Here is a 23,811-nt window from a genome sequence, read left to right as displayed (position 1 = left end):
ATACGAAAAATACGAGCGCCATACGAAAAATACGAGCGCCATACGAAAAATACGAGCGCCATACGAAAAATACGAGCGCCATACGAAAAATACGAGCACCATACGAAAAATACGAGCGCCGAGCCAGACTTCCCTTCAGTACTTACTATCAAAGCTTTGTATCAGTCGTACTTAACCTCAGTCCCATGCGTCCAATCGGCTTCATCTCGTTTCATACCGCCTCTTGCTTCGATCTCTTTAATAATCTCTCGGTGCAGGCTTGTGCCCTCTTCGTTTAAATAAGGAGCCACCTGCTGCAAGGAGTGATGAAAATATGCGAGTTCTGCATCCTTCCAATCGGTCTTCTTCGTCATACTCAATTCGGTCATATCTCTTCCTACATACATGAGTCGTACCTCCTTTATTAAGAATTAGTTATTCATTCATTTATCCCCTAAATGTCAATGTTTTAATACTGGAAATATCTAATAAAAAAAGTGCTTATAAAAAAGCATGACCCCGGGTAAATTATATTTCGTGGAGGTGAAAAACATGGACAAACAACAAAAACAACAACAACAACAACAACAACAAGCTCGTCAAAAGCAACAAAACGCTCAACAACAACAAGCTGGTCAATCTTACGGGACTGAATTTGCTAGCGAAACTAACGCTCAAGAAGTTCGCCAACAAAACCAACAGTCTCAACAAGGTAAAAACCAACAACAAAAATAACCTCTATCCAGGAATGCTCCCTAATCACTAGGGAGCATTTTTTGGTTTTTCTTCATTTTTTTATCTAACATTCACATGAAGTACATACGTTTTCTAAACAAGACCGATGGGAATACTAGTGACGAGTGGAATTATTTGAAAAAAGGCGCTTTTATGAAAAAAACAGGGACAAGTACATTTCCAAACTATTCTTAAAACGATATAATAAAGAAGAGAAAAAAAGCGTGTGTAATGAAAGAAAGTAATGATCGGGAAACAAAACATTGAAAAAAATGAAGAACGAGGTTTATTAATGGAGCTGGTGAATTACCGACAATTGGTTAAAGAGGAAGGAGAATTAACAATTCAATAGGTAACATTAGCTTCCGGAACTCGGGCAGAAAGGAGAGAGAGATGAGTTTTCCTGCAACCGGAAGTATAATCAATATTCAAAGCTATAAGCATAACGGTTATCTTCATAGAAATTGGGAAGATACGGTTATTTTAAAAGGGACTCCTAGTCAGGTGATTTGCGGTAACGACCGGATTCTTGTTACTGAATCTGACGGGCGTCAATGGCGCACGAGGGAACCAGCCATTTGCTATTTTAACGCGAAGCAATGGTTTAACGTGATCGGAATGATTCGAGAAGACGGGATTTATTACTATTGCAACCTAGGCTCACCATTCATGTGGGACAAGGAAGCCTTGAAGTATATTGATTATGATCTTGATATAAAAGTATTTCCAGACGGAACTTATATCTTATTGGATGAAGATGAATATGAGCTGCATAAAAGAATGATGAGGTATCCGAGTCAGCTCGATACGATCATTAAAAAGAACCTTCAAGAATTAATCTTGATGGTCACACAAAAAAAGGGACCGTTTGAACCTGGATTTGTGGAACAATGGTACGAAAGATATTTAGAATTCCGATAAAAAGGAAAACCTGTTGAAGAGTCAACAGGTTATCCTTTTTTTATCTTTGGTTAACTTGGCGCTTTGCCAAGTTTTCTTTTTATGAAAGAAAGAATGGTGAAATGAAATGGATAGTATTAAACGTTATTTGATATTCGTAAAACCGTACAAGTGGCAAATTTTCTGGACGATTTTAATCGGTTTAGCTAAGTTTGGTATTCCGTTATTAACGCCTCTAATTTTAAAATATGTTGTAGATGACATCATTCAGGTCTCATTGCCGATAGATGAAAAATTGAACAAACTTTATTGGCTTATGGGTGGGGCAGCCCTCATATTTGTAGTGCTTCGTCCACCGATTGAGTATTGGAGACAGTATTATGCCCAATGGGTAGGAACAAAGGTTTTATATGACATTCGTGATAAGATGTTTGATCATATCCAACGCTTGAGTCTGCGTTTTTATTCGAACAACAAATCGGGCGAAATTATTTCAAGAGTCATTCATGACGTTGAGCAAACAAAAACGTTTGTCATTACTGGTCTTATGAATGTTTGGCTAGATATGGCGACGATTATTATTGCAGCGGCCATCATGTTCTCTATGGATTTCTGGCTAACGATCGTAGCCTTATCCATGCTTCCGGTTTACGGATTTTCGGTAAAATTTTTCTATGCCCGACTTCGTCAACTAACGAAAGACCGTTCACAAGCTCTGGCTGAAGTACAAGGCCACCTGCATGAACGCGTTCAAGGTATGTCAGTGATCCGAAGTTTTGCACTCGAAGATCACGAGCAGGTTCAGTTTGATAAACGAAACCGCAACTTCTTAGACCGTGCAATGGATCATACAAAATGGAACGCGAAAACATTCTCGGTCGTAAATACCGTAACAGATATTGCGCCGCTTCTTGTTATTGGGTTTGCTGCGTATCAAGGTATTCAAGGAAACATTACGATCGGAGCGCTAGTTGCATTTGTTGCATATATGGATAGACTATATAATCCACTGAGACGACTAGTGAATTCATCTACAACACTGACACAATCGATCGCGTCTATGGACCGGATGTTTGAGTTTTTAGATGAGTCATATGATATTGAAGATTCTCCTAATGCCAAACCATTAAAATCGGTAAAAGGGAAGCTTGATTTTGAAAATGTTTCGTTCACTTACAACGAACATGAAGCTGATGTGTTACATAATGTTTCCTTATCGGTTGAGGCTGGTGAAACGATTGCTCTAGTGGGGATGAGTGGCGGCGGTAAATCCTCATTGATCAGTTTGATTCCGCGTTTTTATGACGTATCAGAAGGAAGCATCAAGCTGGATGGAACAGATATCCGTGATTTTAAAGTGCGCTCTCTAAGAGACAACATCGGTATGGTTCTTCAAGATAATATTCTTTTTAGTGAATCCGTTCGAGCGAATATTCTTATGGGTAATCCAGAGGCTTCTGATGAAGAGATGATTGCGGCTGCAAAAGCAGCTAATGCACATGAGTTTATAATGAACTTACCTGAAGGTTATGACACGAAGATCGGTGAACGTGGAGTGAAGCTATCTGGTGGTCAGAAGCAGCGTGTAGCTATTTCGCGTGTCTTTTTAAAAAATCCACCGCTTCTTATTCTTGATGAAGCAACTTCCGCACTGGACCTTGAAAGTGAACATTTGATACAAGAAGCTTTAGAAAAACTTGCAAAGGATCGAACAACGTTCATTGTGGCTCACCGACTTTCCACGATAACTCATGCAGATCGAATCATCGTGATCGATCACGGCAGAATCGTAGAAATCGGTAATCATAAGAAATTAATGGAAAAACAAGGCGCTTATTACGACCTTTTTATGGTTCAACAATTAACTTAAGATCGTCCAAGACCAGCAGAGATGCTGGTCTTTTTTCGTTTAATTACAGATAGATATCATACGAAAGAACTGCAACATAAGACATATTTGTCGATTATTCTGAAAATTAAATATTGTCAAATTGTCAGAGTAGTGTCATAATTCTCAACAGAGAAGTAATATTCTAGGAAATTTGGCAGCTTAGAGAAAGGAGTGAGATCTCATGGGAAATCCAGTTCTAGAAGTGAAGAACTTAAGAACTTCTTTCCTTACAGACGATGGCGCAATCCCTGCTGTGGACGGTGTTGATTTCCACGTTAACCCTGGTGAAGTGCTCGGGATCGTAGGAGAATCGGGCTGCGGTAAAAGTGTGACGTCACTATCCGTAATGGGACTTGTACCTACACCGCCTGGGAAAATTGAAGGAGAGATTCTCTTTAAAGGTGAAAATCTTGCTTCAGCACCAGAAAGAAGGATGCGGCAAATTAGAGGCAATGAGATCGGGATGATTTTTCAAGAGCCGATGACAAGCTTGAACCCGGTTATAACAATCGGTGAGCAGCTTATTGAATCACTGCGCATACATAGAAAATGGTCCAAAAAAGCAGCGATGGGTAAAGCGATTGAGATGCTTAAGCTTGTGGGACTTCCACGAGCAGAGGAACTTGTAAAAGAATATCCTCATCAATTATCAGGAGGTATGCGTCAGCGTGTCATGATCGCAATGGCCATGATCTGCGACCCTAAACTTCTGATAGCGGACGAGCCTACTACTGCTTTGGATGTTACGATTCAAGCCCAAATCTTAGACTTGATGAAACGATTAAACAAAGAAACAGACACCGCGATTATGATGATCACCCATGATCTAGGTGTCGTGGCAGAGATGTGTGAGCGCGTCGTCGTTATGTACGCTGGAAAAGTGGTCGAAGAAGGTGAAGTGAAAACCATCTTCCAAAATCCGAAACACCCTTATACGGTAGGGTTGATCAGATCCGTACCAGACATGAGGGAAAAGGTCGGCCGTCTTTATTCTATTCCAGGAAATGTACCGAAACCCGGTTCGATCACCACTGGTTGTTCGTTCGCACCGCGTTGTGAGCATGCAGGAACAAGGTGTATAACTGAAACTCCTCATCTTAAAACTCAAGAAGGCAGTCATCAAGTCAGATGCTGGCTTTACGAGGACGGGAAAGGAGTGAATCTGCATGAGTCAGACACAGCCATTAGTTAAAGTAGAAAATTTAAAGATGCACTTTCCGATTAAAGGCGGACTGTTGAGCAAGACCGTTGGCGAAGTGAAGGCAGTAGACGGAATCTCTTTTTACATAAAAAAAGGAGAGACACTCGGCCTCGTAGGAGAGAGCGGGTGCGGTAAGTCCACGACAGGACGCATGCTGTTAAGACTTTTAGAACCTACTGAAGGAAAGATCTACTTTGAAGGCGAGGATATAACGAAATTGTCCTCGAGTGAGATGAGGAAGAAACGCCGCGAGATGCAGATGGTGTTTCAAGATCCCTTTGCTTCCCTTAACCCGCGTCATACGGTTGAGAAAATTTTAGAAGAACCACTAATCGTTCATGGTGTAAAAGATAAAGCGGAACGAAAAAGACGAGTAAAACAACTGCTTGAAGTTGTAGGACTCTCAAGCTGGCACGCAAAGCGATATCCTCACCAATTTTCAGGAGGACAAAGACAGCGTATCGGAATCGCACGAGCACTTGCCGTGAATCCGAAGCTCATTATCGCGGACGAGCCGGTATCTGCACTGGATGTTTCCATTCAATCTCAAGTACTTAACCTTTTACAAGATCTTCAAAAAGAGTTCGACCTTACGTATTTGTTTATCGCGCATGATCTTGGTGTAGTCCGCCATATCAGTGACCGAGTGGGAGTTATGTATTTGGGTCATATTGTAGAGCTTGCTGATAGTGAAAAGCTATATGATGATCCGAAACATCCATATACACAGGCTCTTTTATCAGCTGTTCCGATTCCAGATGTGGAGCACCGGAAAGACCGTGTCATCCTGCAAGGAGATGTGCCGAGTCCATCGAATCCTCCTGCTGGTTGTCCATTTCACACACGTTGCCCTGCAGCGATGGATCATTGCGGAACCGTAAAGCCTGTTTTAAAAGAAGTTGCTGAAGGCCACTACGCTGCCTGCCATCTTTACGAATAACGGCAGACACGTACATATAAACAAAGGCATAACTAAAATGAGAACTGGGGGAAAGAAGATGAAGAAAAGTTTATTAACTTTATTTGCTTTAATGCTTGCTTTATCTCTAGCGTTGGCAGGGTGTTCATCAGGCGGGGATAGCAGCAAAGGTGGAGACGACGATAAAGTCGATCCGAACAATGTCATGATCTACGGTCGTGGCGGAGATTCTGTTGCACTTGATCCAGCTGTTGTTACTGACGGTGAATCTTTCATCGTAACAGAGCAAATCTATGAGCCACTTGTAAACTATGGAAAAGATAACACGGATATCGTTGCTGGTCTTGCTAAGAAATGGGATATCTCAGAAGACGGCTTAACTTACACGTTTGAGCTTGAAGAAGGTGTTAAGTTCCACGATGGCGAGAAGTTCAACGCTGATGCAGTTGTAAAGAACTTTGACCGTTGGGCACAAAGTAAAGATGGCGAGAAATTCGCTTACTACGGATCTATGTTTGGTGGATTTGAAGGTGACGAAGGACACGTCATTAAAGATGTAAAAGCAGATGGTGAGAACAAAGTAGTTATTACGTTGAACAAGCCACAAGCTCCATTCTTGAAGAACGTAGCGATGAGCCCGTTCGCAATCGCGAGCCCTAAATCATTAGACGGCGACAAGCTAAGCAAAGAGCCAGTTGGTACAGGTCCTTTCAAATTTAAGAGCTGGAAGCCAAACGATACGATCGTTCTTGAAAAGAATGCTGACTATTGGGTAAATGATATGCCGAAACTTGATGGCGTAACGTTTAAAGTAATCAAAGACAACTCTTCTCGTCTAAACGCATTAACAAAAGGCGAAATCGACTTAATGGATGCTCTTAATCCATCTGATATGAAAAAAGTTTCAGACAATGGAAAGCTTCAATTGTTCGAACGTCCTTCAATGAACGTTGGTTACCTAGGATTTAACGTTGAAAAAGCACCATTTGATAAAAAAGAAGTTCGTCAGGCGATCAGCCACTTAATCGACAAGCAAGCGATCATCGACAACTTCTATGAAGGAACAGCTGAGCCGGCTAAAAACCCAATGCCTCCTTCAATCGCTGGGTACAACGATGAGATTCAAGATCGTGAATATGACGAAGCAAAAGCAAAAGAACTTTTAGCTAAAGCAGGTATGGAAAAAGGATTTGAGATGGATCTTTGGGCAATGCCTGTAGCACGTCCTTACATGCCGAACGGTCAAAAAGTAGCTGAAGCGATTCAAGCGAAACTTGCAAAAGTGAATATTAAAGCGAACATCGTAACATTCGAGTGGGGTACTTACCTTGAGAAAGTTCAAAAAGGTGAAGCGCCAATGTTCATGTTAGGTTGGACGGGTGACAATGGAGATGCGGATAATTTCCTTTATACGCTTCTTGACAAAGACACGATCGATTCTAACAACTACTCTCGTTATGCGAACGAAGACGTTCATAAGCTTTTAGTTGAAGCTCAAACAACAGCTGACGAAGCGAAACGTGAAGAGCTTTACAAACAAGCGCAAGTTATCATCCATGAAGATGCTCCATGGGTACCACTTGTTCACTCTAAGCCTCAATTAGCTGGAGCAAGCAAGATCAAAGGATTCGTTCCGCATCCTACAGGTTCTCAATCTTTCGCGGACGTATCTTTCGAATAATGTATGGCGGGGAGTATGGCCTAAAATAGCCTGCTCCTCTTTTTTTGGAAAATGATTCTCTAGAAGGTAGTCTTTCATAACCCCTTTGATACGTTGATTGGAAAGTAAGGTGCGAGACTCCTGGGGGATCAGCGGGACAGGTGAGACTCTTACCAGCGCCTAGCACTAAGAGGCTCACCGCACGCCCCCCGGAAAGCGAGCATCCTGGAGTGGAAAGCAACGCCTTTCAAGAATAACAGCTCGTAACCTAACATACTTGTAATTCTTCTTAAGAAAGAGGTGACCCTATGTTTGCCTATACGATCAGACGGTTAGCAACGCTCGTTCCCGTACTCTTAGGGATGACGTTTATCGTGTTCATGATGATTCGCGCTATCCCGGGTAATCCAGCACAATTAATTTTAGGGCAACAGGCCACAAAGGAAGCTGTTGCTGCATTAACTCAGCGACTTGGATTAGACCAACCGTGGTACACGCAATTTATTGATTATTTGACAGGTCTTTTTACAGGAGACCTTGGTGTTTCATTAAAAACAAACGTACCGATCGCAGAAGAAGTGTGGCCATATTTAGCTGCAACGATGGAACTTGCTTTTGTTGCAATGGTTATTGCAATCGTAATCGGAGTTAATGCAGGTATCATTTCTGCGTGGTTCCAAAACTCTTGGTTCGATTATACGGCTATGGTTCTTGCGCTAGTTGGTGTTTCTATGCCGATCTTCTGGCTTGGATTGATGGAGCAATACGTATTCTCTATTCACTTTGATCTTCTACCGACTACCGGTCGCGACAACATTCGTGTTCCGGTTGATCCGATCACACATCTGTATTTGATCGACACATTGATTCAAGGAAGAATGGATCAGTTTGCTGAGGTAGTCAAACATCTCATCTTGCCTGGTGTTGCACTAGCGACGATTCCGATGGCAATCATTGCTCGTATGACCCGATCTAGCATGCTTGAAGTTATGCGCTCAGACTACATCCGAACAGCCCGTGCTAAGGGCATGAAAATGTTCTGGGTCGTGTACAAGCATTCATTGAAAAACGCGTTAATTCCAGTAGTAACGGTTATCGGTCTTCAGACGGGGCTGCTATTGGGCGGTGCGATCTTGACTGAGACGATCTTTGGATGGCCAGGCATTGGTACATACATTTATGATGCGATCTCGTATCGTGATTATCCGGTTATCCAATCCGGTATCTTAGTGGTCGCAACGATTTTCGTATTAATCAATCTACTCGTTGATTTGCTGTACGCAGCAATTGACCCGAGAATTAAATTCAAATAGGAGGGATTAGAATGTCAGAACTCACAAGATCAACACCTCCCGTAGTTCCGCAGCCACAGCATATGCCAGTGGAACCTGTGGAAGACAAAGTAATCTCTCCTTGGAAAGATGCTTGGAGAAGCTTCAAAAAGAATAAGATCGCTCTTGTCGGTTTATCAATCGTCTCAGTGTTTATTGTGATTGCCATATTCGCGGACCTGATCGCGCCTTATGGTATCAGTGAAGGTGAGTTAAGAGATAAACATATCGCACCATCTGCTGAACATTGGTTTGGTACCGACGAATTTGGACGTGATATCTTAAGCCGTATTATCCACGGTGCTCGAGTCTCCCTCTGGGTCGGTTTTTTCTCGGTTGCCGGATCAGTTATTGTAGGTTCCTTGCTAGGTATCGTTGCAGGATATTATGGAAGATGGATTGATGGCATCATATCCCGTATTTTCGATATTTTACTGGCGTTCCCAAGTATCTTACTTGCCATTGCGGTAGTATCTGTACTTGGACCATCACTAAAAAACGCGTTAATCGCAATCGCGATTATCAACATTCCAACGTTTGGACGCTTATTGCGCTCGAGAGTGCTTAGTGTAAAAGAAGAAGAATACATTACAGCAGCTCGTGCAATTGGAATGAGCGACTTCAGGATTTTAATTCATCATATCCTGCCGAACAGTCTCGCTCCAATTATTGTTCAAGGAACGCTTGCAATCGCAACGGCGATCATTGAAGCAGCTGCACTTGGATTCCTAGGAATGGGTGCACAGCCCCCAACTCCAGAGTGGGGTAAGATGCTCGCAGATTCAAAAGACTTTATCATTCAAGCGCCATGGACCGTATTGTTCCCAGGCTTAGCAATCATGCTCACAGTGCTCGGATTCAACCTGATGGGTGACGGCCTGCGAGATGCACTAGATCCGCGGATGAAGAGTTAGAGATTAGTTGTAGATGAGGAGGCTTGGCTTTGGCTGAGCTTCTTTTTTTTATGTGGTTTTTTCTAGTAAAGGGGTGAGGTTGTATTTGCGGGATTTTGTTGAACCTGATGTAGGAAGCTTCAGAGATCGAAATAAATGGTTAGTTTGATAACTTGAACTTAAGTGTAAGTATTTCATAGCCTCACGATTGGATATTTTAGTAGAAATTAAATATGCGTAGTCTTGTAAAGCTTCAACATGAGCAATTTTTGAGGAAGTATTGCAAGGGTGGCAATGCCAGGATCCCCATACATATGTCATAATTGATTGATCACATGATGGACATAGAACGCCGGTTATTAAATCTCTTTTATTAATCTCAAAAAGTTCACAAACATCTGGATCATAAGATGAACTTACTTTTGAAAGGTATTTTATTAGTTTTTTAATTTGTTTTTGTGTTAGGACAGTTTGCTTGTTCTTTTGTATGAACTCTTGGAATTTCTGTTGTAGGCTGGGGCTTTTAATTACTTTTTCATAAGCTTCTTTATATGTAGGAGTAGCTTCAATGATCACATTTGGATTGGTCATGACTACAAGAGAATCAATGGGTATGGGAGCAGAGTATTTTTGTTGGAGAAGTATTTCATTTAAGTGACATCTTTGCCGTTTAACCTGTTCGATTGGATTAGAGAACGCTTCTTTCTTTCCGTCATATGTTCTGATGAGTTGTGAAAATTTATCATCAAAAAATAGATGTCCCGTCAAGTTCTTTATTTCTAATATTGTTAAGAAATTGGGAGTAATGACTAGAGTATCCATTTGGAAATAGTAGTTATCATGGAGAATTCGAATTCCGTGAAGTAAATTGACGTCATTTTTAGGTAAGTAGCGATAAAAATAGTTTAAAGATTGTTCACCCTTGTGCCCAGAGGAATGATTTCGCAATTGTTCTTGCAATTCTTTTCTTTTTGAATGGTTTAGAGGTGTTCTTCTTATTAATTTGGATAATTTTATAACTATAGGCGGCGCTTTTCTATCATTTTTTATAAAAATCTCTCCTTTAAATTAATTACATATTAATTCTATCTCAGTTTGCAGCATTCTTAAGTGTAACGCAAAAAGAACTTTACCTAATACCGGAGTCCAAACTAATTAATTCTAGAAATATTGACTATAATACGGCGAGAATTAAGCTTAATACGGCGAGTTTTTTCAATAATACGGCGAGTTTTTAACATATAACAGCGAGTTTACAAATTACGACAAAATTCGCACACCGCCTTCGCAAAACCACCTAAAAACAACCAACAAAAAAACCAACCCTCAAAAAAGGGCTGGCTTCCAGTACATTATAATGTTAATCTTCAAACCGCTGATCCAACTGAACTTCACTATCTTCCAGGTGGTAGTTTTTAAAGCTTTCCACCAATGTGTTTAAGTGCTCCAATTGGTCTGCGTAATCTATGATCAGGGCGAAGACGGGGAACAGTTCGATCCAATCTTCGTTCTCTGGGTTTTTGTAATAGCTCATGATACAGGTCATGAGTGCTTTTTTGTTGATGGCCTCATCCATATCAAGTGTATGCTGCGCACGGATTTTGTCCGTGTATTTCAACAACATCTGTTCGTGGAAGTTGGTTAAGCCATCCAGTTTTAATTGAATCAGTTCTTGAAGAGGTTCCGGCATGTTGTTCAACTCATTTTCATGACGGTGAAGACTCTTCAACAGTTCAAGTGCTTTGTTTGTTGTTTGAATCATCTGGCGGTAAAGAACCAGCTTACGTGTTTTGGTATACTTATTGCTTCTAAAATACGTACGTTCTTCTTTATACAGTAAGTAATACTGATCCATCTTAAAGCGGTTTTCTTTTAAGTGTGGCAGATCCTCTTTCAGGGCACTATGTTCTGTAGCATGACGGGTAATCATGCGAATCCATTTTATGATTTCGTCCGTGTGATCGGATATTTTATAATACAGCTTCGTTTCGTATTTAGGTGGCATGAATACCAGGTTAACTAAGAACGCTGATAATACGCCGAGCATAATCAATAAGAAACGATCGATCGCAAAACCGATAAAGTTCTCTGTATGGCTCTCCATGATTACGATTACGGTAACGATGGATAACGGTATCGTTTTCTCAATCTTCATCTTTAAGTTCGCTGCGATAACAAGTACGACAACGAATCCGATAACAAATGGGTTATTGCCTAATAAAATAACAAAAATAATAGCAAAAATGGCGCCAACCAAATTACCTTGAACTTGTTCTAAAATGGTTTGATACGATCTATAGATGGATGGCTGGATCGCAAATGTAGCGGCAATCGCGGCAAAGGCTGGTTGATCCAATTGAAACAACATCGCTAAATAGATCGATAAAGAAATGGCTAAACCCGTTTTAATCATTCGGGCTCCTAGTTTCATAACTGCGATAATTCCTTTCTCATAAAAAATGTTAATAATCTCAAACACTATAAACTGTTTTGTCCTTTTAATCAAGTAAATATCTGTTAACAAATTGTGAAAAGTACACACCTATATACTTTATGAAAATCATAGACCCTCTATTACAGGTTTTCCCTTAAATCAAAAAAAGAATCCGTGCGATGACGGATTCTTTCATTTACCTATAAAAACTTATAGTGAGCTGAATGCTCTCCCAGCCGCTTCAATCGTTACGCGAACGTCTTCTTCGGTGTGTGCAGTTGTTAAGAACATTGCTTCGTATTTAGATGGAGCGAGATTGATTCCTTCATGTAGCATATGTTTGAAGTATCTTCCGAAAATCTCACCATCTGTTGCTTCTGCTTGTACATAGTTCTCGATTTTTTCATCAGAAAAATAGAGCGTTAAAGCACCTTTTAAGCGGTTGATCGTTACGGAAACACCATATTTCTCGGCTTGTTCAAGCAAACCTTTTTCAAGGATCGCACCCAAGCGATCCATTTCCTCGTAAACGCCTTCTTGCTTTAAAACTTCTAAACAAGCAATACCCGCTGAGATCGACGCTGGGTTTCCTGCCATCGTTCCTGCTTGGTACGCAGGTCCGAGTGGAGCTACTTTTTCCATGATCTCTTGTTTACCGCCGTATGCGCCGATCGGCAGTCCGCCGCCGATAATCTTTCCGAGCGCAGTCATGTCTGGTTTAACACCTAAAAGATCTTGGGCGCCTCCATACATGAAACGGAAAGCCGTAATCACTTCATCATAGATCACAAGTGCACCGTGCTCATGGGTAATGTCGTTAACAGCTTGCAAGAAGCCTTCTTTCGGTTCAACAATCCCGAAGTTTCCAACAATCGGTTCAACTAAAACAGCAGCGATCTGATCTCCCCATTTATCCATCGCCTCACGGTAAGCGTCAACATCATTAAATGGAACGGTGATCACTTCTTGCGCAATTGATTTTGGAACACCAGCTGAGTCGGGGGTACCTAATGTAGAAGGACCAGAGCCAGCCGCGACTAAAACTAAATCGGAATGGCCATGATAGCAGCCAGCGAACTTGATGATCTTATCGCGTCCTGTGTAAGCACGAGCAACGCGGATTGTTGTCATAACCGCCTCTGTTCCAGAGTTTACGAAACGAACTTTATCCATAGCAGGCATCGCTTCTTTTAACATCTTCGCGAATTTTACTTCAAGAGAAGTAGGCGTTCCATAAAGAACCCCGTTTTCTGCGGCTTTCACGATCGCCTTTGTGATATGAGGATGAGCATGTCCGGTAATAATAGGACCATAAGCAGCTAGATAATCAATGTAACGATTACCATCTTCATCCCAAAAGTATGCACCTTGTGCGCGTTCCATAAATACAGGTGCACCACCGCCGACTGCTTTAAAAGAACGGGACGGACTGTTTACACCGCCAACAATATGTAGAAGCGCTTCATCATAGAGTGCTTCAGATTTCGTGTGTTTCATCTATAAATACCTCCTGTAAACGATACGTCAGTTAAGTTCAATTCATATTGTAGCATGAATAAGCGCGAGGAACAGGGATGGGAAACTATGACAAGATAGTCTCAACTATTTGAGTTTATGAATGTGATTGGAGTAAACTATTCGAGTGCCTTGAGTTTCTCTTGCATGAAATTGGCAAAATGGTTGCTCTTGAAAGTGGTTGATTTCCGCTCCAGGATGCTCGCTTTCCGCGGGGCAGGCGGTGAGCTCCTTGCCGCTTTTCGCCCTTAAGGATCTCACCTGACCGCTTGTCCCGCAGGAGTCTCGCACCTTGCGCTCTAATCAACTTGTCATTGAAGAAAGATGCTACAAACGTCAAGCAGCAATCTTTTAAAAAGAGTCTAATACCAATATGTTACGGAGGCATTCTTATGCAGAACATTATAGATGTGCAAGGTTTAAAAAAAGAATTTAAATCCTTCTCCAGCCGATCAGGTCTGAAGGGGGCGTTTCGTGATCTTTTCACACGAAACTATACGATCAAGACAGCAGTGGATGACATCTCTTTTACGATAAAAAAAGGAGAGATGGTCGGTTATATCGGAGAGAACGGTGCGGGTAAGTCGACTTCCATCAAGATGCTGACCGGTATCCTCACACCGACTGACGGAAAAATTGTCGTCAACGGCATGAATCCGCATAAAGAGCGGGAGAAGTTCGTGAAAACAATCGGTGTCGTCTTTGGACAAAGATCGCAGCTATGGTGGGATATCGCTGTTCAAGAGTCTTTCAGATTATTGAAGAAGATCTACAATGTGCCGGATCAACAGTATGAAGAGCATATGAAAGATGTGATCGAGACGCTAGATATCGGGCCTTTGCTTGATAAACCGGTTCGAAAGCTTTCACTCGGACAACGCATGCGCTGTGAACTTGCTGCAGCACTTATTCATAATCCGCCGCTATTGTTTCTGGACGAGCCGACAATCGGACTTGATGTGCTCGTAAAGTTAAGGATTCGTGAGTTTCTAAAAAGAATTAACGAAAAATACGGTACGACGATTCTTTTAACAACGCATGACCTTTCAGATATTGAAGCGCTTTGTGAAAGAGTGGTTATGCTTGATGAAGGAAAAATCATTTATGATGGACCACTAAAAGAGCTTCGTGAAAATTGGGCAGAAGGAAAACAGATTCAATTTCAGTTTAGTGAAGAAGCGACGTTGGAAGAGTTGCAGCATCTTACACAAGAACATCTCGTAGTTTGGGAAAAAGGTGAGAGTGATCTAGTATGGGTTGCTTCTGTTGAAGCTGACGAGACCGTGATTTCAGGTGTGATCGGAAAAGTGACTGCAGCTAAAAAGATTGCTGACTTGAAGATTCTTGAGATCTCAACAGAAGAGATCATCCGAAATATTTATGTTGAAGGTGCTGTTCGTCATGGGTAAGTATATCGAGATGATTCGCATCCGTTTTTTAATGATGCTCGCATACCGAACGAACTATTACAGCGGAATACTCATTTACAGCATTAACATAGGAGCTTATTACTTTCTATGGAGTGCCATCTATGGAGGGAAAGAAAACATACAAGGTCTTTCTATCACGCAGATGACCACGTATATAGCTGTTGCGTGGATGGCCAGAGCCTTTTACTTTAACAACATAGACCGAGAGATTGCGATGGAGATAAAAGAAGGAAAAGTAGCCGTTGAGATGGTCCGTCCTTATCCGTATTTAAACATGAAGATGATGCAGGGCTTAGGCGAAGGAATCTTCAGGCTGTTATTCTTCTCAGTTCCTGGAATGATCATCGTAGCGCTCGTGTTCCCTATTGAATTGTCCACGAACGCAAGTACATGGTTGTTATTTTTCCTATCGATCACATTCAGTTTTATCATCAACACACAAATCAATTTGCTAGCTGGGATTGCAACTTTCTTTTTATTTAACAATGATGGCTTGATTCGTGCGAAACGCGTTGTGATCGATTTATTTTCTGGACTTATCTTACCGCTTAGTTTCTATCCAATGTGGGCTCAGAACGTGATGAGCTACTTGCCGTTTCAAGGGATCAGCTATATCCCGAGTATGATTTTTACGGAAGGGTTTAAAGGCTCACAGATTTATGAAGCCCTTCTTAACCAAGCAATATGGTCGCTGCTCCTTATCATTCCCGTGTATGGGCTTTGGATTTTGGCGAAGCGTCAGCTTGTGGTTCAAGGGGGTTAATAGCAGATGGAGTATATTTCAATCTTTTTTCAATACGTCGGACAATATTTAAAAACAAGGCTTACGTATCGTGCTGATATGATCGTCGAAATCTTTTCAGACCTATTATTTCAAGCGGTGAATCTCGTTTTCATCCTCGTCGTATTCGGCCATACGAATCTTCTTGCCGGATGGAGTAAGGATGAGATGATCTTCATTTACGGATTCTTCTTAGTTCCATTCTCGATCTTTGCTTCTTTCTTTAATATTTGGGATTTTACAGATAGATATATTGTAAAAGGCGAGATGGATCGTATCTTAACAAGACCCGTTCACAGTCTTTTTCAAATTGTACTCGAACGAATGGAGCTAGAATCACTTTTCGGTGTAGTTACAGGATTAGTTGTAATGTTCTATGCAGGTGATAAGCTGGGTCTAGAGATCAGCTGGTACGATCCGTTTATCTTCATTCTGTTAGTAATAGGCGGGGCACTCGTGTATGCAGGTATTTTTATTGCACTTGCAACCATTGGGTTCTGGTCTGATTCGAGAACAGATATAATGCCGATGATGTACAACATCGGAAACTACGGTAGATATCCAGTTGATATTTATAACAAAGTGATCAAATATGTGTTAACGTGGATCCTTCCGTTCGCGTTTGTCGGTGTATATCCATCTTCCTATTTTTTAGAACGTGAAGAGTGGTATACGTATGCGTTCTTAACACCAGTTGTTGGAATCGTGTTTTTCTTGATCGCTGTAACGTTATGGAACGTTGGAGTGACAAAGTATAGAGGCGCTGGTAACTAAAGAGCACTGGCTATATTGTCGAAAATCGGATAAATAAATTTATGTACGAAATTAATAGAGATTACTACGGATAAAAAAGAGATTACTACGTAAAAAAAGCGAATTACTACGGAATTATAGAGTTATGTCAACGTTTGACTTGGAATTTGATCGAGAAGTGGATCTTAGTATTAAGGATTTCACTTCTTTTTTCTTCTAAGAGTGTTTACCTGGACTTTAGACCTGTTTTTCATATCGAAATTCCTTATGCTATATATAACGATTGTAATCTTGTAAAATATGAACATAGAAAATAATGCACCTAGAAATGAGGAAATACATATGAAAATCATGGTTATTGCAGGAAGTCCGACAGCTGAATCTAGAACAAGAGGAATTGCACAGTTCGCTGCTGAAACGTTGAAACAGATGAATGTGGAAGTGTTGTATTTTGATGTAGGAATTGATAAATTGCCTCTATTTACAGGAGATGCTACGACTGCTCAGAATGAAGCGGTAAAAAAATTAGCTGAGTATGCTGAACAAGCTGATGGGTTCTTTGTAACGAGCCCAGAGTATCATAGTGGAATTAGCGGAGCGTTAAAAAATGCGCTTGATTTCTTAGGAGGAAAGCATTTTAAGAATAAACCGTCAGCGATTGCTGTTGCTGCAGGCGGCGGAAAAGGCGGCATGAACGCATTGACTAACCTTCGTACCGTGCTCCGCGGTGTATACAGCTTAGTGGTGCCAGATCAATTTATTGCAGATCCGGTTAACTTTGATGAAGGCAACGTACTCGTTGATGAATTGGCACAAACGCGTGTACGTGAATTAACCCTTCAGTTAAGAGAGTTAACAGAAGTGATTTCAGTAAACCAAGCTAAATAAAAAGTAAGAAGACAGTTTGTGAAAAGCAGGCTGTCTTTTTTGATCATAAGGCTGTCCTATTCAATCTTTCTTTTTCATAAGATAAAGAGAGGTGGACAGAATGGAAAATGTCGTATTAGTAATCTTGATCATAATAACTGCTAGTCTCATTATTCGAAGTATATGGATGCTCTTTAAACACCCTGGAATCAAAGAACATCTGATGCCAGCGAGTCATCTGCTGATTTTGTTCATCGTGTATGGAACGATTATTTCAGGATTCGGACTCATATATGCACTTATCTCTTTAATGGGCTATCCCGTCATAAAACTAGAATTAAATCAGAGTGATTTTTTCTCTTTTATAGAAGCATGCATCTATTTTAGCAGTACGACGATTTTGTCCGTTGGTTATGGAGACATCGTACCTGTTGGAGCGGGAAGGTGGATTGCTGCGCTTCAAGCACTGATCGGGTACTTGCTGCCGATTGCTTTCGTATTATCTTCAGTTGTTCATCACAACAAGATGGCAAAATAGTTGTTTGAAAACGGACATATAGGCTACCCTTAAAGAAGATAAATCTTTAAGGAGGTCTAAACTCAATGACGATAGAAACAGGAAGTAAAGCACCAGACTTTAAACTACCGGCAAGTAATGGAGAAGAAGTGGCATTAACAGATTTTAAAGGAAAAAATGTGGTCCTATACTTTTATCCAAAAGATATGACACCAGGATGTACAACGCAAGCATGTGATTTCAGAGATCGTCATGAAGATTTTAAGAAACAGAATACGGTTATTCTTGGGGTGAGTCCTGATCCATTAGCGCGACATGACAAATTTATTGAGAAGCATGGTCTTCCGTTCATCCTTTTAGCTGATGAGGAGCATAAAGTTGCTGAACTTTACGATGTGTGGAAACTGAAAAAGAACTTTGGCAAGGAATACATGGGAATCGAACGCTCCACATTTATTATTGATGGAGAAGGAAACATCGCGAAAGAATATCGAAAAGTTAAAGTGAAGGATCATGTTGAAGAAGCGCTCAAATTTATAGAAGAAAACTTAGTATAGAAAAAAGCCCTGAAGAAATCGGGGCTTTTTTACTTGTTGATAAAAATCAGCTCTCCTGAAGTTCTGTTACAGGATGTCCATCTCTTGATCGGGTTGTTCTCTTGTATAAGCTCTTGCGGTTTGGTTGTTTTCATCTACAGATTGAAGCCATACAGGGGTTCCGTTATGAAGCACTAAGATCTCTTTTTCTGACTCAATGATCTGCTGAGCACGTGATACGTTCATGAATTCATTCACCTCCACGGCAACTAGTATGCATCAGAGACTGATAGACTATGCTTTTCGTTCTTAATAAATAGGCCTGATGGCTCATGCGTGATAAAATGAAATAGTGTGAATTTTATAACAGATAAATTCGGGGGTATACATAATGAGAGACGAACGCTTAACGACGCTAGCAAGAACATTGCTGACACATTCATTAAAGGTAGAAAAAGGTCAAAAAGTACTTATTACTTCTTTCTTAGCGGGTAAGCCGCTCGTAAAAGAGCTCGTACAGGAAACTTACAAATTAGGAGCATTTCCTTACGTTCAATTAGCAGACGAAGAGATTTCACGTGCGTTAATGATGGGTTCTACGAGAGAACACTCTGAGGCACAATTAAAATGGGATCTTGCACGCATTGAAGATATTGATGCATATATCTCTATTCAATGTAAAAACAATGATGCAGAGTTCTCGGAAGTTCCAAGTGAAATCTTCCAGATGAAAGCTGAAATCAATAAACCAGTTCAAAACATGATCATCAATGATCGCCAATGGGTATTATTAAACTACCCAACTACAGGTCTCGCACAAATGGCAAAAATGAGCTTAGAAAAGTTCACTGATTTTGTGCTTGATGTATGTAACGTTGATTATAAAACGATGGCTGAAGCTCAAAAGCCACTTCATGCCTTGATGGAAAGAACAGATAAAGTTCGCATCACAGCTCCGGGAACTGATCTAACGTTCTCGATCAAAGGAATTCCAGCTGTTATGTGTGCAGGTGAAAATAACATTCCTGACGGAGAAGTATTTACGGCACCAGTAAAAGACAGTGTGAATGGAACCATTACATATAACACGCCTTGCCCTTATCACGGTACAACGTTTAACAACGTAAAACTTACTTTCAAAGATGGAAAAATCGTGGAAGCCACTTCTGACAACACTGAAAAATTAAATGAGATCTTTAATACAGATGAAGGTGCTCGCTATGTCGGAGAATTTGCGATCGGGGTAAATCCTCTGATTCAGCATCCGATGGGAGATATCTTATTTGATGAAAAGATTGGCGGCAGCATCCATTACACACCTGGAAGAGCGTATCAAGATGCTTACAACGGAAACGAATCAGGCATCCACTGGGATATGGTATTGATCCAGCGTCCAGAGTACGGAGGCGGGGAAATCTACTTTGATGATGTATTAATTAGAAAAGACGGCTTGTTCGTTCTGCCAGAACTTCAAGGTCTTAATCCAGAGAACCTTAAGTAAGAACTGTTTTGGATAGCTTTGTTGCTCTATGTGGGGTATTGATTTCCGTTACAGGTTGCTCGCTTTCCGGGGGGCGTGCGGTGAGCCTCTTAGTGCCTTGCACTATTAAGAGTCTCACCTGTCCCGCTGATCCCCTAGGAGTCTCGCACCTTTCACTCCAATCAAATTTTCAATGAAGATAGAGAACAACAGACTCAAAGTAATTAAGCAGCCAAAACAAAACAGCAACAACTTAAAAAGCGGGGAGCACGTTCCCGCTTTTTCTATTCCACGAAAAGAAGGTGTTTCTTATGATTCTTTCAAGTGCACGATTAAGAGAAGAAATGAAAGACGAACTAAAGAAACGGTTCCCAAAAGAAGAATTTCACTTTTATAACAACATGAAAGAAGCTAAGGCGTATCTCGATCAAGCAGAAGTCTTAGTATCCTATGGAGAAGATCTAACTGATGAATTAGTAGCTGAAGCAAAAGAACTACAATGGATCATGGTCATTTCAGCTGGTCTTGATAAAATGCCGTTTAAAGCTCTAGAAAAACAAGATATTCTGATTACAAACGCAAGAGGCATCCACAAAACGCCTATGGCTGAATATACGATCTCAATGATGCTGCAGGTGTCACGGAAAGCAAGCTTATTATTAGAAAATCAAAAACAACATACGTGGGATCGGAAAGTGCCGATGACTGAGATCTCAGGAAAGACACTTGGAATATTAGGAACAGGAGCAATCGGATGCGAGATAGCAAGACTTGCGAAAGCTTTTAATATGAAAACCATCGGATTTAACAGAAGCGGGCATCCGGCTGAAAACTGTGATGTAATCGTGGATAAAGAAGGAATCTCCACTCTTTATGAAGAAAGTGATTTTATCGTGAATGTTCTCCCATCAACACCACAGACTTTTCATTTCGTCGGAGAGAGTGCCTTTTCTCTAATGAAACAAAACGCGGTATTCATTAATATCGGAAGAGGGAAAACGGTAGACGAAGAAGAGTTGATCAGAGCATTGCAAACCGAGAAGGTCGGCCACGCTGTTCTAGATGTGTTTGAAAATGAGCCGTTAAAAAAAGAAAGCCCTTTATGGGATATGAAGAACGTAACGGTTACGCCGCATCTTTCAGGGATTTCACCTCAATACCAAGAAAGAGCGATTGAGATCTTTTGTGATAATCTAACTCTATATCGAAATGATAAGCGTGAAGAGATGATCAATATCATTCCATATGACCGGGGGTATTAATATGAAAATATACACAAAAACTGGAGATAAAGGAACAACATCCTTAATTTTTGGTGAACGGGTTTCTAAAAACGATGTGCGCGTAGACGCGTATGGTACGTGTGATGAAGCGAATAGTATGATCGGCTTTGGCGTGAGTTTGCTGCCGAGGGAAGAATGGGCAGAAAAAGCCACAACAGCTATGCAAAAAGTACAGACTGTTCTTTTTCATGTTGGAGCTGAGCTAGCGACTCCAGCAGGGAAAGAAGTAGCGTGGAAATTAAAAGAAGAAGATATTTCATTTCTTGAAGAAACGATTGATCAATGGCAAGAGGGACTGAAACCTTTAAAGCAGTTCGTTCTTCCCGGAGGATCTCCATCTGCAAGCGCATTGCATACAGCACGAACGATTGCAAGACGAGCAGAACGTATTGCTGTAGAAATTGAAGGAGTAAATCCGCTAGTATTGTCTTATCTGAATAGACTTTCTGATTTCCTCTTTGTTGCTGCACGTTACGTTAACGAACAAATGAAAGTCACAGAGCCAATTCTCCACGAAGATCATTCATAATAGAATAGTGCATACATACACTTCAATTGACAAAACCTGTAGAAAGGCAGTAGACTAATTATAACGATTATAAAGTAAGAATTCTTAAAGAAGTGGGGTGCATGACGATGTCAAGTGCTAAAATAAGTGCGGCAATCGACAACTTAAAATCAGTAGGTGTACGGATTACGCCTCAGCGTCATGCTATCTTAGAGCATCTTATCCAATCAATGTCCCATCCGACTGCTGATGAGATTTACAAAGCGCTGGAGGGAAAGTTTCCAAATATGAGTGTAGCGACAGTCTACAATAACCTTAGAGTATTTAAAGAAGCGGGTCTTGTAAAAGAACTCACTTATGGGGATTCATCAAGCCGATTTGATTGTGTGACGACAGATCATTATCATATCATCTGTGACTCATGCGGAAAGATTGTGGATTTTCATTATCCAGGTCTAGATGAAGTTGAGAGTCTAGCCGAATCTGTAACAGGCTTTGATGTAGGACGACACCGTATGGAAATTTACGGAGTATGCCCGGATTGCAAAAGAAAACATTAAAAAAAAGCTGACTTTCCACTACGGTAAGTCAGCTTTATCTATTCTCTTTACGCATCTGGCGTTTAGAGTTGTACTTTTCATCAAATTCTTCGCCCTCAAGACCTTTATCCATCGTAAGTGGCTGGTTACACGACATACATGCATCTACACGGCCGAGTACTTTCGTTACTTTTCCACAGTTTGGGCAAACAACCTGTACTGCCTGAGTAGAAATCATACCGATCCAGAAGTAAACACCAGCACTGGCGATCGTTGCGATAAACCCAATCACCATAAAAATAGACATAACGACAAAACTTGTCTTGAAAAACAGGCCTGCATACATGATGATAATACCTATAAACACAAGGCTAAGAGCGAACGTACGTATTTTATTGATTTTACTCGTATACTTTATCATACCTGTCCCTCCTCCGTTCATTAGTATAACATATGAACTCTTAGGAAAAGAAAAAGGATTTCTTTATTTGGTGTTGAAAGTAACAAACAGGATTTTGTTAAAATGGGAGATGACCTTCATGGAAGATATTTTACGCCCGCTGTATCAGGAGAGAGCAAGCAACGAAAACACATTAGGTGTGCTTTTTGTAGAGAAAAATAAACCATTCAGCCCTGGCACGGATCACTTTGATTCAATACTTCTTATTATAGTAAAAGAATCTGATCAGCCTTTGATGATCAAACACTACGAGTTTGAGTCAACTTCAGCTGCGCTTCACATTGTAACAGAACAACTGCTTAATTCTTGGTTGATGCTTGGAACGAACAGAAGAGCGGTTGATTGGGTGATGAACGGGAAAGTTCTATTTAATCGAAATGAGTACATAACAAGATTAAGAGACCGACTTCACGAGTTTCCGGCTGAAGAGAGGACACATAAGATTGGTCTTGAGTTTGCAAAACTACTTCGCCGCTATAACGACGGAAAAGAACTCTTTCACTCGGGCCATTATTTAGATGCATTCAACAACATCATGCACGCTCTTCACCATCTTGCGCGTTTATCTGTTATTGAGCATGGATACTATCCAGAAGTTACAGTTTGGAATCAGGTGAAGATGATTCAGCCTGAAATCTTTAAGTTGTATGAAGAGCTTGTAACAGGAGAAGAAACGATTGATAAAAGAATCGAACTTCTATTACTAGCATCAGAGTTCTCCCTATCTTCTAAAACTAAATTAGGTGCGCATCATCTGTTGAGTATTATCAAACAAAAAGATGAGTGGGCTTATCATGAGTTAATGGAACATGATGAGGTACAAGACTATGCGATTGATCTTCCTATGATTCTTACACATCTAAAAGATAAGGGTTATATAAAGGCAATCAAGCGTGAAACCAAAAGCAAAAACCTGTATCATCGTTACTACTCAATAAAAGAATAAAGTTTTTTCTAAAAAGGTGTTGACCTGTTTATCTATATCGTGCTATATTATTTCTTGTCGCTGCGACACACAGAAACATTGTTGCAGACGGGAAACACGATAAAAAAACAGGTTGACATCTTGTTTTTAAGATGATATCCTAATAAAGTCGCCAAAACGAGCGACACACGAAACGCACAGTTCTTTGAAAACTGAACAAAAGAAATAGGTAAGGAATTAAGAATTAATTCCGTCAGTTTTAAAATCGAGCAAG

At 40.7% G+C, this 23,811-nt stretch carries 25 protein-coding genes; 19 read left to right on the top strand and 6 right to left on the bottom strand.

Annotated features, from left to right (window positions below):
• Nucleotides 1-161: 161 nt before the first annotated feature.
• Complete coding sequence (locus tag H9648_RS20435; protein ID WP_191755546.1) at nucleotides 162-386, bottom strand: hypothetical protein; 225 nt, start codon at nucleotides 384-386, stop codon at nucleotides 162-164.
• A 145-nt stretch (nucleotides 387-531) separates the two neighbouring features.
• On the opposite strand from H9648_RS20435, the gene H9648_RS20430 reads away from it, so the two are divergent.
• From H9648_RS20430 to H9648_RS20395, 8 genes are all read left to right on the top strand, one after another.
• The gene (locus H9648_RS20430; protein WP_191755545.1) at nucleotides 532-714 is read left to right on the top strand and encodes a gamma-type small acid-soluble spore protein; all 183 of its coding nucleotides are present in this window, start codon (nucleotides 532-534) and stop codon (nucleotides 712-714) included.
• Nucleotides 715-1,107: 393 nt separating this feature from the next.
• Complete coding sequence (ntdP, locus tag H9648_RS20425) at nucleotides 1,108-1,635, top strand: nucleoside tri-diphosphate phosphatase (protein WP_066242704.1); 528 nt, start codon at nucleotides 1,108-1,110, stop codon at nucleotides 1,633-1,635.
• 106 nt (nucleotides 1,636-1,741) lie between these two features.
• Nucleotides 1,742-3,484, top strand: coding sequence for an ABC transporter ATP-binding protein (locus H9648_RS20420; protein WP_191755544.1), 1,743 nt, complete (start codon nucleotides 1,742-1,744; stop codon nucleotides 3,482-3,484).
• Between the two features lie 202 nt (nucleotides 3,485-3,686).
• Nucleotides 3,687-4,697, top strand: a complete 1,011-nt coding sequence (locus H9648_RS20415; RefSeq protein ID WP_191755543.1) for an ABC transporter ATP-binding protein — start codon at nucleotides 3,687-3,689, stop codon at nucleotides 4,695-4,697.
• Nucleotides 4,672-5,646 (top strand): ABC transporter ATP-binding protein, encoded by a 975-nt coding sequence (locus H9648_RS20410; protein ID WP_191755542.1) that lies wholly within the window; start codon nucleotides 4,672-4,674, stop codon nucleotides 5,644-5,646. Before H9648_RS20415 ends, H9648_RS20410 begins: the two co-directional genes overlap by 26 nt.
• A gap of 58 nt (nucleotides 5,647-5,704) precedes the next feature.
• Nucleotides 5,705-7,306, top strand: a complete 1,602-nt coding sequence (locus H9648_RS20405) for an ABC transporter substrate-binding protein (RefSeq protein ID WP_191755541.1) — start codon at nucleotides 5,705-5,707, stop codon at nucleotides 7,304-7,306.
• A gap of 287 nt (nucleotides 7,307-7,593) precedes the next feature.
• Nucleotides 7,594-8,598, top strand: a complete 1,005-nt coding sequence (locus H9648_RS20400) for an ABC transporter permease (RefSeq protein ID WP_191755540.1) — start codon at nucleotides 7,594-7,596, stop codon at nucleotides 8,596-8,598.
• Between the two features lie 11 nt (nucleotides 8,599-8,609).
• Nucleotides 8,610-9,530: an ABC transporter permease gene (locus H9648_RS20395; RefSeq protein WP_171005672.1), complete on the top strand. Its 921-nt coding sequence runs from the start codon at nucleotides 8,610-8,612 to the stop codon at nucleotides 9,528-9,530.
• Between the two features lie 48 nt (nucleotides 9,531-9,578).
• Here the strand turns inward: H9648_RS20395 and H9648_RS20390 are convergent, their stop codons facing one another.
• The 3 genes from H9648_RS20390 to H9648_RS20380 form a co-directional block, all read right to left on the bottom strand.
• Entirely contained in the window at nucleotides 9,579-10,469 is an 891-nt protein-coding gene (locus H9648_RS20390) for an NERD domain-containing protein (protein ID WP_191755539.1), read from the bottom strand.
• 400 nt (nucleotides 10,470-10,869) lie between these two features.
• A complete protein-coding gene (locus H9648_RS20385; protein ID WP_191755538.1) occupies nucleotides 10,870-11,940 on the bottom strand; it encodes an FUSC family protein in 1,071 nt (356 codons plus the stop codon).
• 213 nt (nucleotides 11,941-12,153) lie between these two features.
• Nucleotides 12,154-13,440, bottom strand: coding sequence for a glutamate-1-semialdehyde 2,1-aminomutase (locus tag H9648_RS20380; protein WP_191755537.1), 1,287 nt, complete (start codon nucleotides 13,438-13,440; stop codon nucleotides 12,154-12,156).
• 410 nt (nucleotides 13,441-13,850) lie between these two features.
• On the opposite strand from H9648_RS20380, the gene H9648_RS20375 reads away from it, so the two are divergent.
• From H9648_RS20375 to bcp, 6 genes are all read left to right on the top strand, one after another.
• Nucleotides 13,851-14,867 (top strand): ABC transporter ATP-binding protein, encoded by a 1,017-nt coding sequence (locus H9648_RS20375; protein WP_191755536.1) that lies wholly within the window; start codon nucleotides 13,851-13,853, stop codon nucleotides 14,865-14,867.
• The gene (locus tag H9648_RS20370; protein ID WP_144703842.1) at nucleotides 14,860-15,651 is read left to right on the top strand and encodes an ABC transporter permease; all 792 of its coding nucleotides are present in this window, start codon (nucleotides 14,860-14,862) and stop codon (nucleotides 15,649-15,651) included. The genes H9648_RS20375 and H9648_RS20370 overlap by 8 nt, the downstream gene beginning before the upstream one ends.
• A gap of 6 nt (nucleotides 15,652-15,657) precedes the next feature.
• Complete coding sequence (locus H9648_RS20365) at nucleotides 15,658-16,443, top strand: ABC transporter permease (RefSeq protein ID WP_191755535.1); 786 nt, start codon at nucleotides 15,658-15,660, stop codon at nucleotides 16,441-16,443.
• A 321-nt stretch (nucleotides 16,444-16,764) separates the two neighbouring features.
• A complete protein-coding gene (locus H9648_RS20360; protein WP_191755534.1) occupies nucleotides 16,765-17,310 on the top strand; it encodes an NADPH-dependent FMN reductase in 546 nt (181 codons plus the stop codon).
• Nucleotides 17,311-17,410: 100 nt separating this feature from the next.
• The gene (locus H9648_RS20355; protein ID WP_191755533.1) at nucleotides 17,411-17,827 is read left to right on the top strand and encodes an ion channel; all 417 of its coding nucleotides are present in this window, start codon (nucleotides 17,411-17,413) and stop codon (nucleotides 17,825-17,827) included.
• A 65-nt stretch (nucleotides 17,828-17,892) separates the two neighbouring features.
• Nucleotides 17,893-18,363 (top strand): thioredoxin-dependent thiol peroxidase, encoded by a 471-nt coding sequence (gene bcp / locus H9648_RS20350; RefSeq protein ID WP_191755532.1) that lies wholly within the window; start codon nucleotides 17,893-17,895, stop codon nucleotides 18,361-18,363.
• A gap of 66 nt (nucleotides 18,364-18,429) precedes the next feature.
• On the opposite strand, the gene H9648_RS20345 is transcribed toward bcp, so the two are convergent.
• Nucleotides 18,430-18,588: an H-type small acid-soluble spore protein gene (locus tag H9648_RS20345; protein ID WP_191755531.1), complete on the bottom strand. Its 159-nt coding sequence runs from the start codon at nucleotides 18,586-18,588 to the stop codon at nucleotides 18,430-18,432.
• 145 nt (nucleotides 18,589-18,733) lie between these two features.
• Here H9648_RS20345 and H9648_RS20340 point away from each other — a divergent pair, with 145 nt between their 5' ends.
• From H9648_RS20340 to perR, 4 genes are all read left to right on the top strand, one after another.
• Complete coding sequence (locus tag H9648_RS20340; protein ID WP_191755530.1) at nucleotides 18,734-19,843, top strand: aminopeptidase; 1,110 nt, start codon at nucleotides 18,734-18,736, stop codon at nucleotides 19,841-19,843.
• Between the two features lie 290 nt (nucleotides 19,844-20,133).
• A complete protein-coding gene (locus tag H9648_RS20335) occupies nucleotides 20,134-21,084 on the top strand; it encodes a D-2-hydroxyacid dehydrogenase (protein ID WP_191755529.1) in 951 nt (316 codons plus the stop codon).
• 1 nt (nucleotide 21,085) lies between these two features.
• Nucleotides 21,086-21,634 carry a cob(I)yrinic acid a,c-diamide adenosyltransferase gene (locus H9648_RS20330; RefSeq protein WP_191755528.1) on the top strand — a complete coding sequence of 183 codons (549 nt, stop codon included), beginning with the start codon at nucleotides 21,086-21,088 and terminating at the stop codon, nucleotides 21,632-21,634.
• Between the two features lie 107 nt (nucleotides 21,635-21,741).
• Nucleotides 21,742-22,173, top strand: a complete 432-nt coding sequence (perR, locus tag H9648_RS20325; RefSeq protein ID WP_191755527.1) for a peroxide-responsive transcriptional repressor PerR — start codon at nucleotides 21,742-21,744, stop codon at nucleotides 22,171-22,173.
• Nucleotides 22,174-22,207: 34 nt separating this feature from the next.
• Here the strand turns inward: perR and H9648_RS20320 are convergent, their stop codons facing one another.
• Nucleotides 22,208-22,573, bottom strand: a complete 366-nt coding sequence (locus H9648_RS20320) for a YgzB family protein (RefSeq protein WP_066286256.1) — start codon at nucleotides 22,571-22,573, stop codon at nucleotides 22,208-22,210.
• Between the two features lie 118 nt (nucleotides 22,574-22,691).
• On the opposite strand from H9648_RS20320, the gene H9648_RS20315 reads away from it, so the two are divergent.
• Nucleotides 22,692-23,558 (top strand): nucleotidyltransferase-like protein, encoded by an 867-nt coding sequence (locus tag H9648_RS20315; RefSeq protein WP_191755526.1) that lies wholly within the window; start codon nucleotides 22,692-22,694, stop codon nucleotides 23,556-23,558.
• Nucleotides 23,559-23,811: the final 253 nt, after the last annotated feature.

The organism is Fictibacillus norfolkensis (genome assembly GCF_014836645.1).
Lineage (GTDB): Bacteria > Bacillota > Bacilli > Bacillales > Fictibacillaceae > Fictibacillus > Fictibacillus norfolkensis.
This window is presented reverse-complemented; position numbering and strand designations above follow the sequence as displayed.

Excerpts from the sequence above, each read along its gene's own strand:
- H9648_RS20330 (WP_191755528.1), top strand. The coding sequence starts at position 21,086 with ATGAAAATATACACAAAAACTGGAGATAAAGGAACAACATCCTTAATT.
- H9648_RS20315 (WP_191755526.1), top strand. The coding sequence starts at position 22,692 with ATGGAAGATATTTTACGCCCGCTGTATCAGGAGAGAGCAAGCAACGAA.
- H9648_RS20355 (WP_191755533.1), top strand. The coding sequence starts at position 17,411 with ATGGAAAATGTCGTATTAGTAATCTTGATCATAATAACTGCTAGTCTC.
- ntdP (WP_066242704.1), top strand. The coding sequence starts at position 1,108 with ATGAGTTTTCCTGCAACCGGAAGTATAATCAATATTCAAAGCTATAAG.
- H9648_RS20415 (WP_191755543.1), top strand. The coding sequence starts at position 3,687 with ATGGGAAATCCAGTTCTAGAAGTGAAGAACTTAAGAACTTCTTTCCTT.
- H9648_RS20320 (WP_066286256.1), bottom strand. The coding sequence starts at position 22,573 with ATGATAAAGTATACGAGTAAAATCAATAAAATACGTACGTTCGCTCTT.
- H9648_RS20385 (WP_191755538.1), bottom strand. The coding sequence starts at position 11,940 with ATGAAACTAGGAGCCCGAATGATTAAAACGGGTTTAGCCATTTCTTTA.
- H9648_RS20430 (WP_191755545.1), top strand. The coding sequence starts at position 532 with ATGGACAAACAACAAAAACAACAACAACAACAACAACAACAAGCTCGT.
- H9648_RS20400 (WP_191755540.1), top strand. The coding sequence starts at position 7,594 with ATGTTTGCCTATACGATCAGACGGTTAGCAACGCTCGTTCCCGTACTC.
- H9648_RS20360 (WP_191755534.1), top strand. The coding sequence starts at position 16,765 with ATGAAAATCATGGTTATTGCAGGAAGTCCGACAGCTGAATCTAGAACA.
- H9648_RS20370 (WP_144703842.1), top strand. The coding sequence starts at position 14,860 with ATGGGTAAGTATATCGAGATGATTCGCATCCGTTTTTTAATGATGCTC.
- H9648_RS20335 (WP_191755529.1), top strand. The coding sequence starts at position 20,134 with ATGATTCTTTCAAGTGCACGATTAAGAGAAGAAATGAAAGACGAACTA.
- H9648_RS20420 (WP_191755544.1), top strand. The coding sequence starts at position 1,742 with ATGGATAGTATTAAACGTTATTTGATATTCGTAAAACCGTACAAGTGG.
- H9648_RS20380 (WP_191755537.1), bottom strand. The coding sequence starts at position 13,440 with ATGAAACACACGAAATCTGAAGCACTCTATGATGAAGCGCTTCTACAT.
- H9648_RS20405 (WP_191755541.1), top strand. The coding sequence starts at position 5,705 with ATGAAGAAAAGTTTATTAACTTTATTTGCTTTAATGCTTGCTTTATCT.
- H9648_RS20375 (WP_191755536.1), top strand. The coding sequence starts at position 13,851 with ATGCAGAACATTATAGATGTGCAAGGTTTAAAAAAAGAATTTAAATCC.
- H9648_RS20395 (WP_171005672.1), top strand. The coding sequence starts at position 8,610 with ATGTCAGAACTCACAAGATCAACACCTCCCGTAGTTCCGCAGCCACAG.
- H9648_RS20435 (WP_191755546.1), bottom strand. The coding sequence starts at position 386 with ATGTATGTAGGAAGAGATATGACCGAATTGAGTATGACGAAGAAGACC.
- H9648_RS20345 (WP_191755531.1), bottom strand. The coding sequence starts at position 18,588 with ATGAACGTATCACGTGCTCAGCAGATCATTGAGTCAGAAAAAGAGATC.
- H9648_RS20365 (WP_191755535.1), top strand. The coding sequence starts at position 15,658 with ATGGAGTATATTTCAATCTTTTTTCAATACGTCGGACAATATTTAAAA.
- H9648_RS20410 (WP_191755542.1), top strand. The coding sequence starts at position 4,672 with ATGAGTCAGACACAGCCATTAGTTAAAGTAGAAAATTTAAAGATGCAC.
- perR (WP_191755527.1), top strand. The coding sequence starts at position 21,742 with ATGTCAAGTGCTAAAATAAGTGCGGCAATCGACAACTTAAAATCAGTA.
- bcp (WP_191755532.1), top strand. The coding sequence starts at position 17,893 with ATGACGATAGAAACAGGAAGTAAAGCACCAGACTTTAAACTACCGGCA.
- H9648_RS20340 (WP_191755530.1), top strand. The coding sequence starts at position 18,734 with ATGAGAGACGAACGCTTAACGACGCTAGCAAGAACATTGCTGACACAT.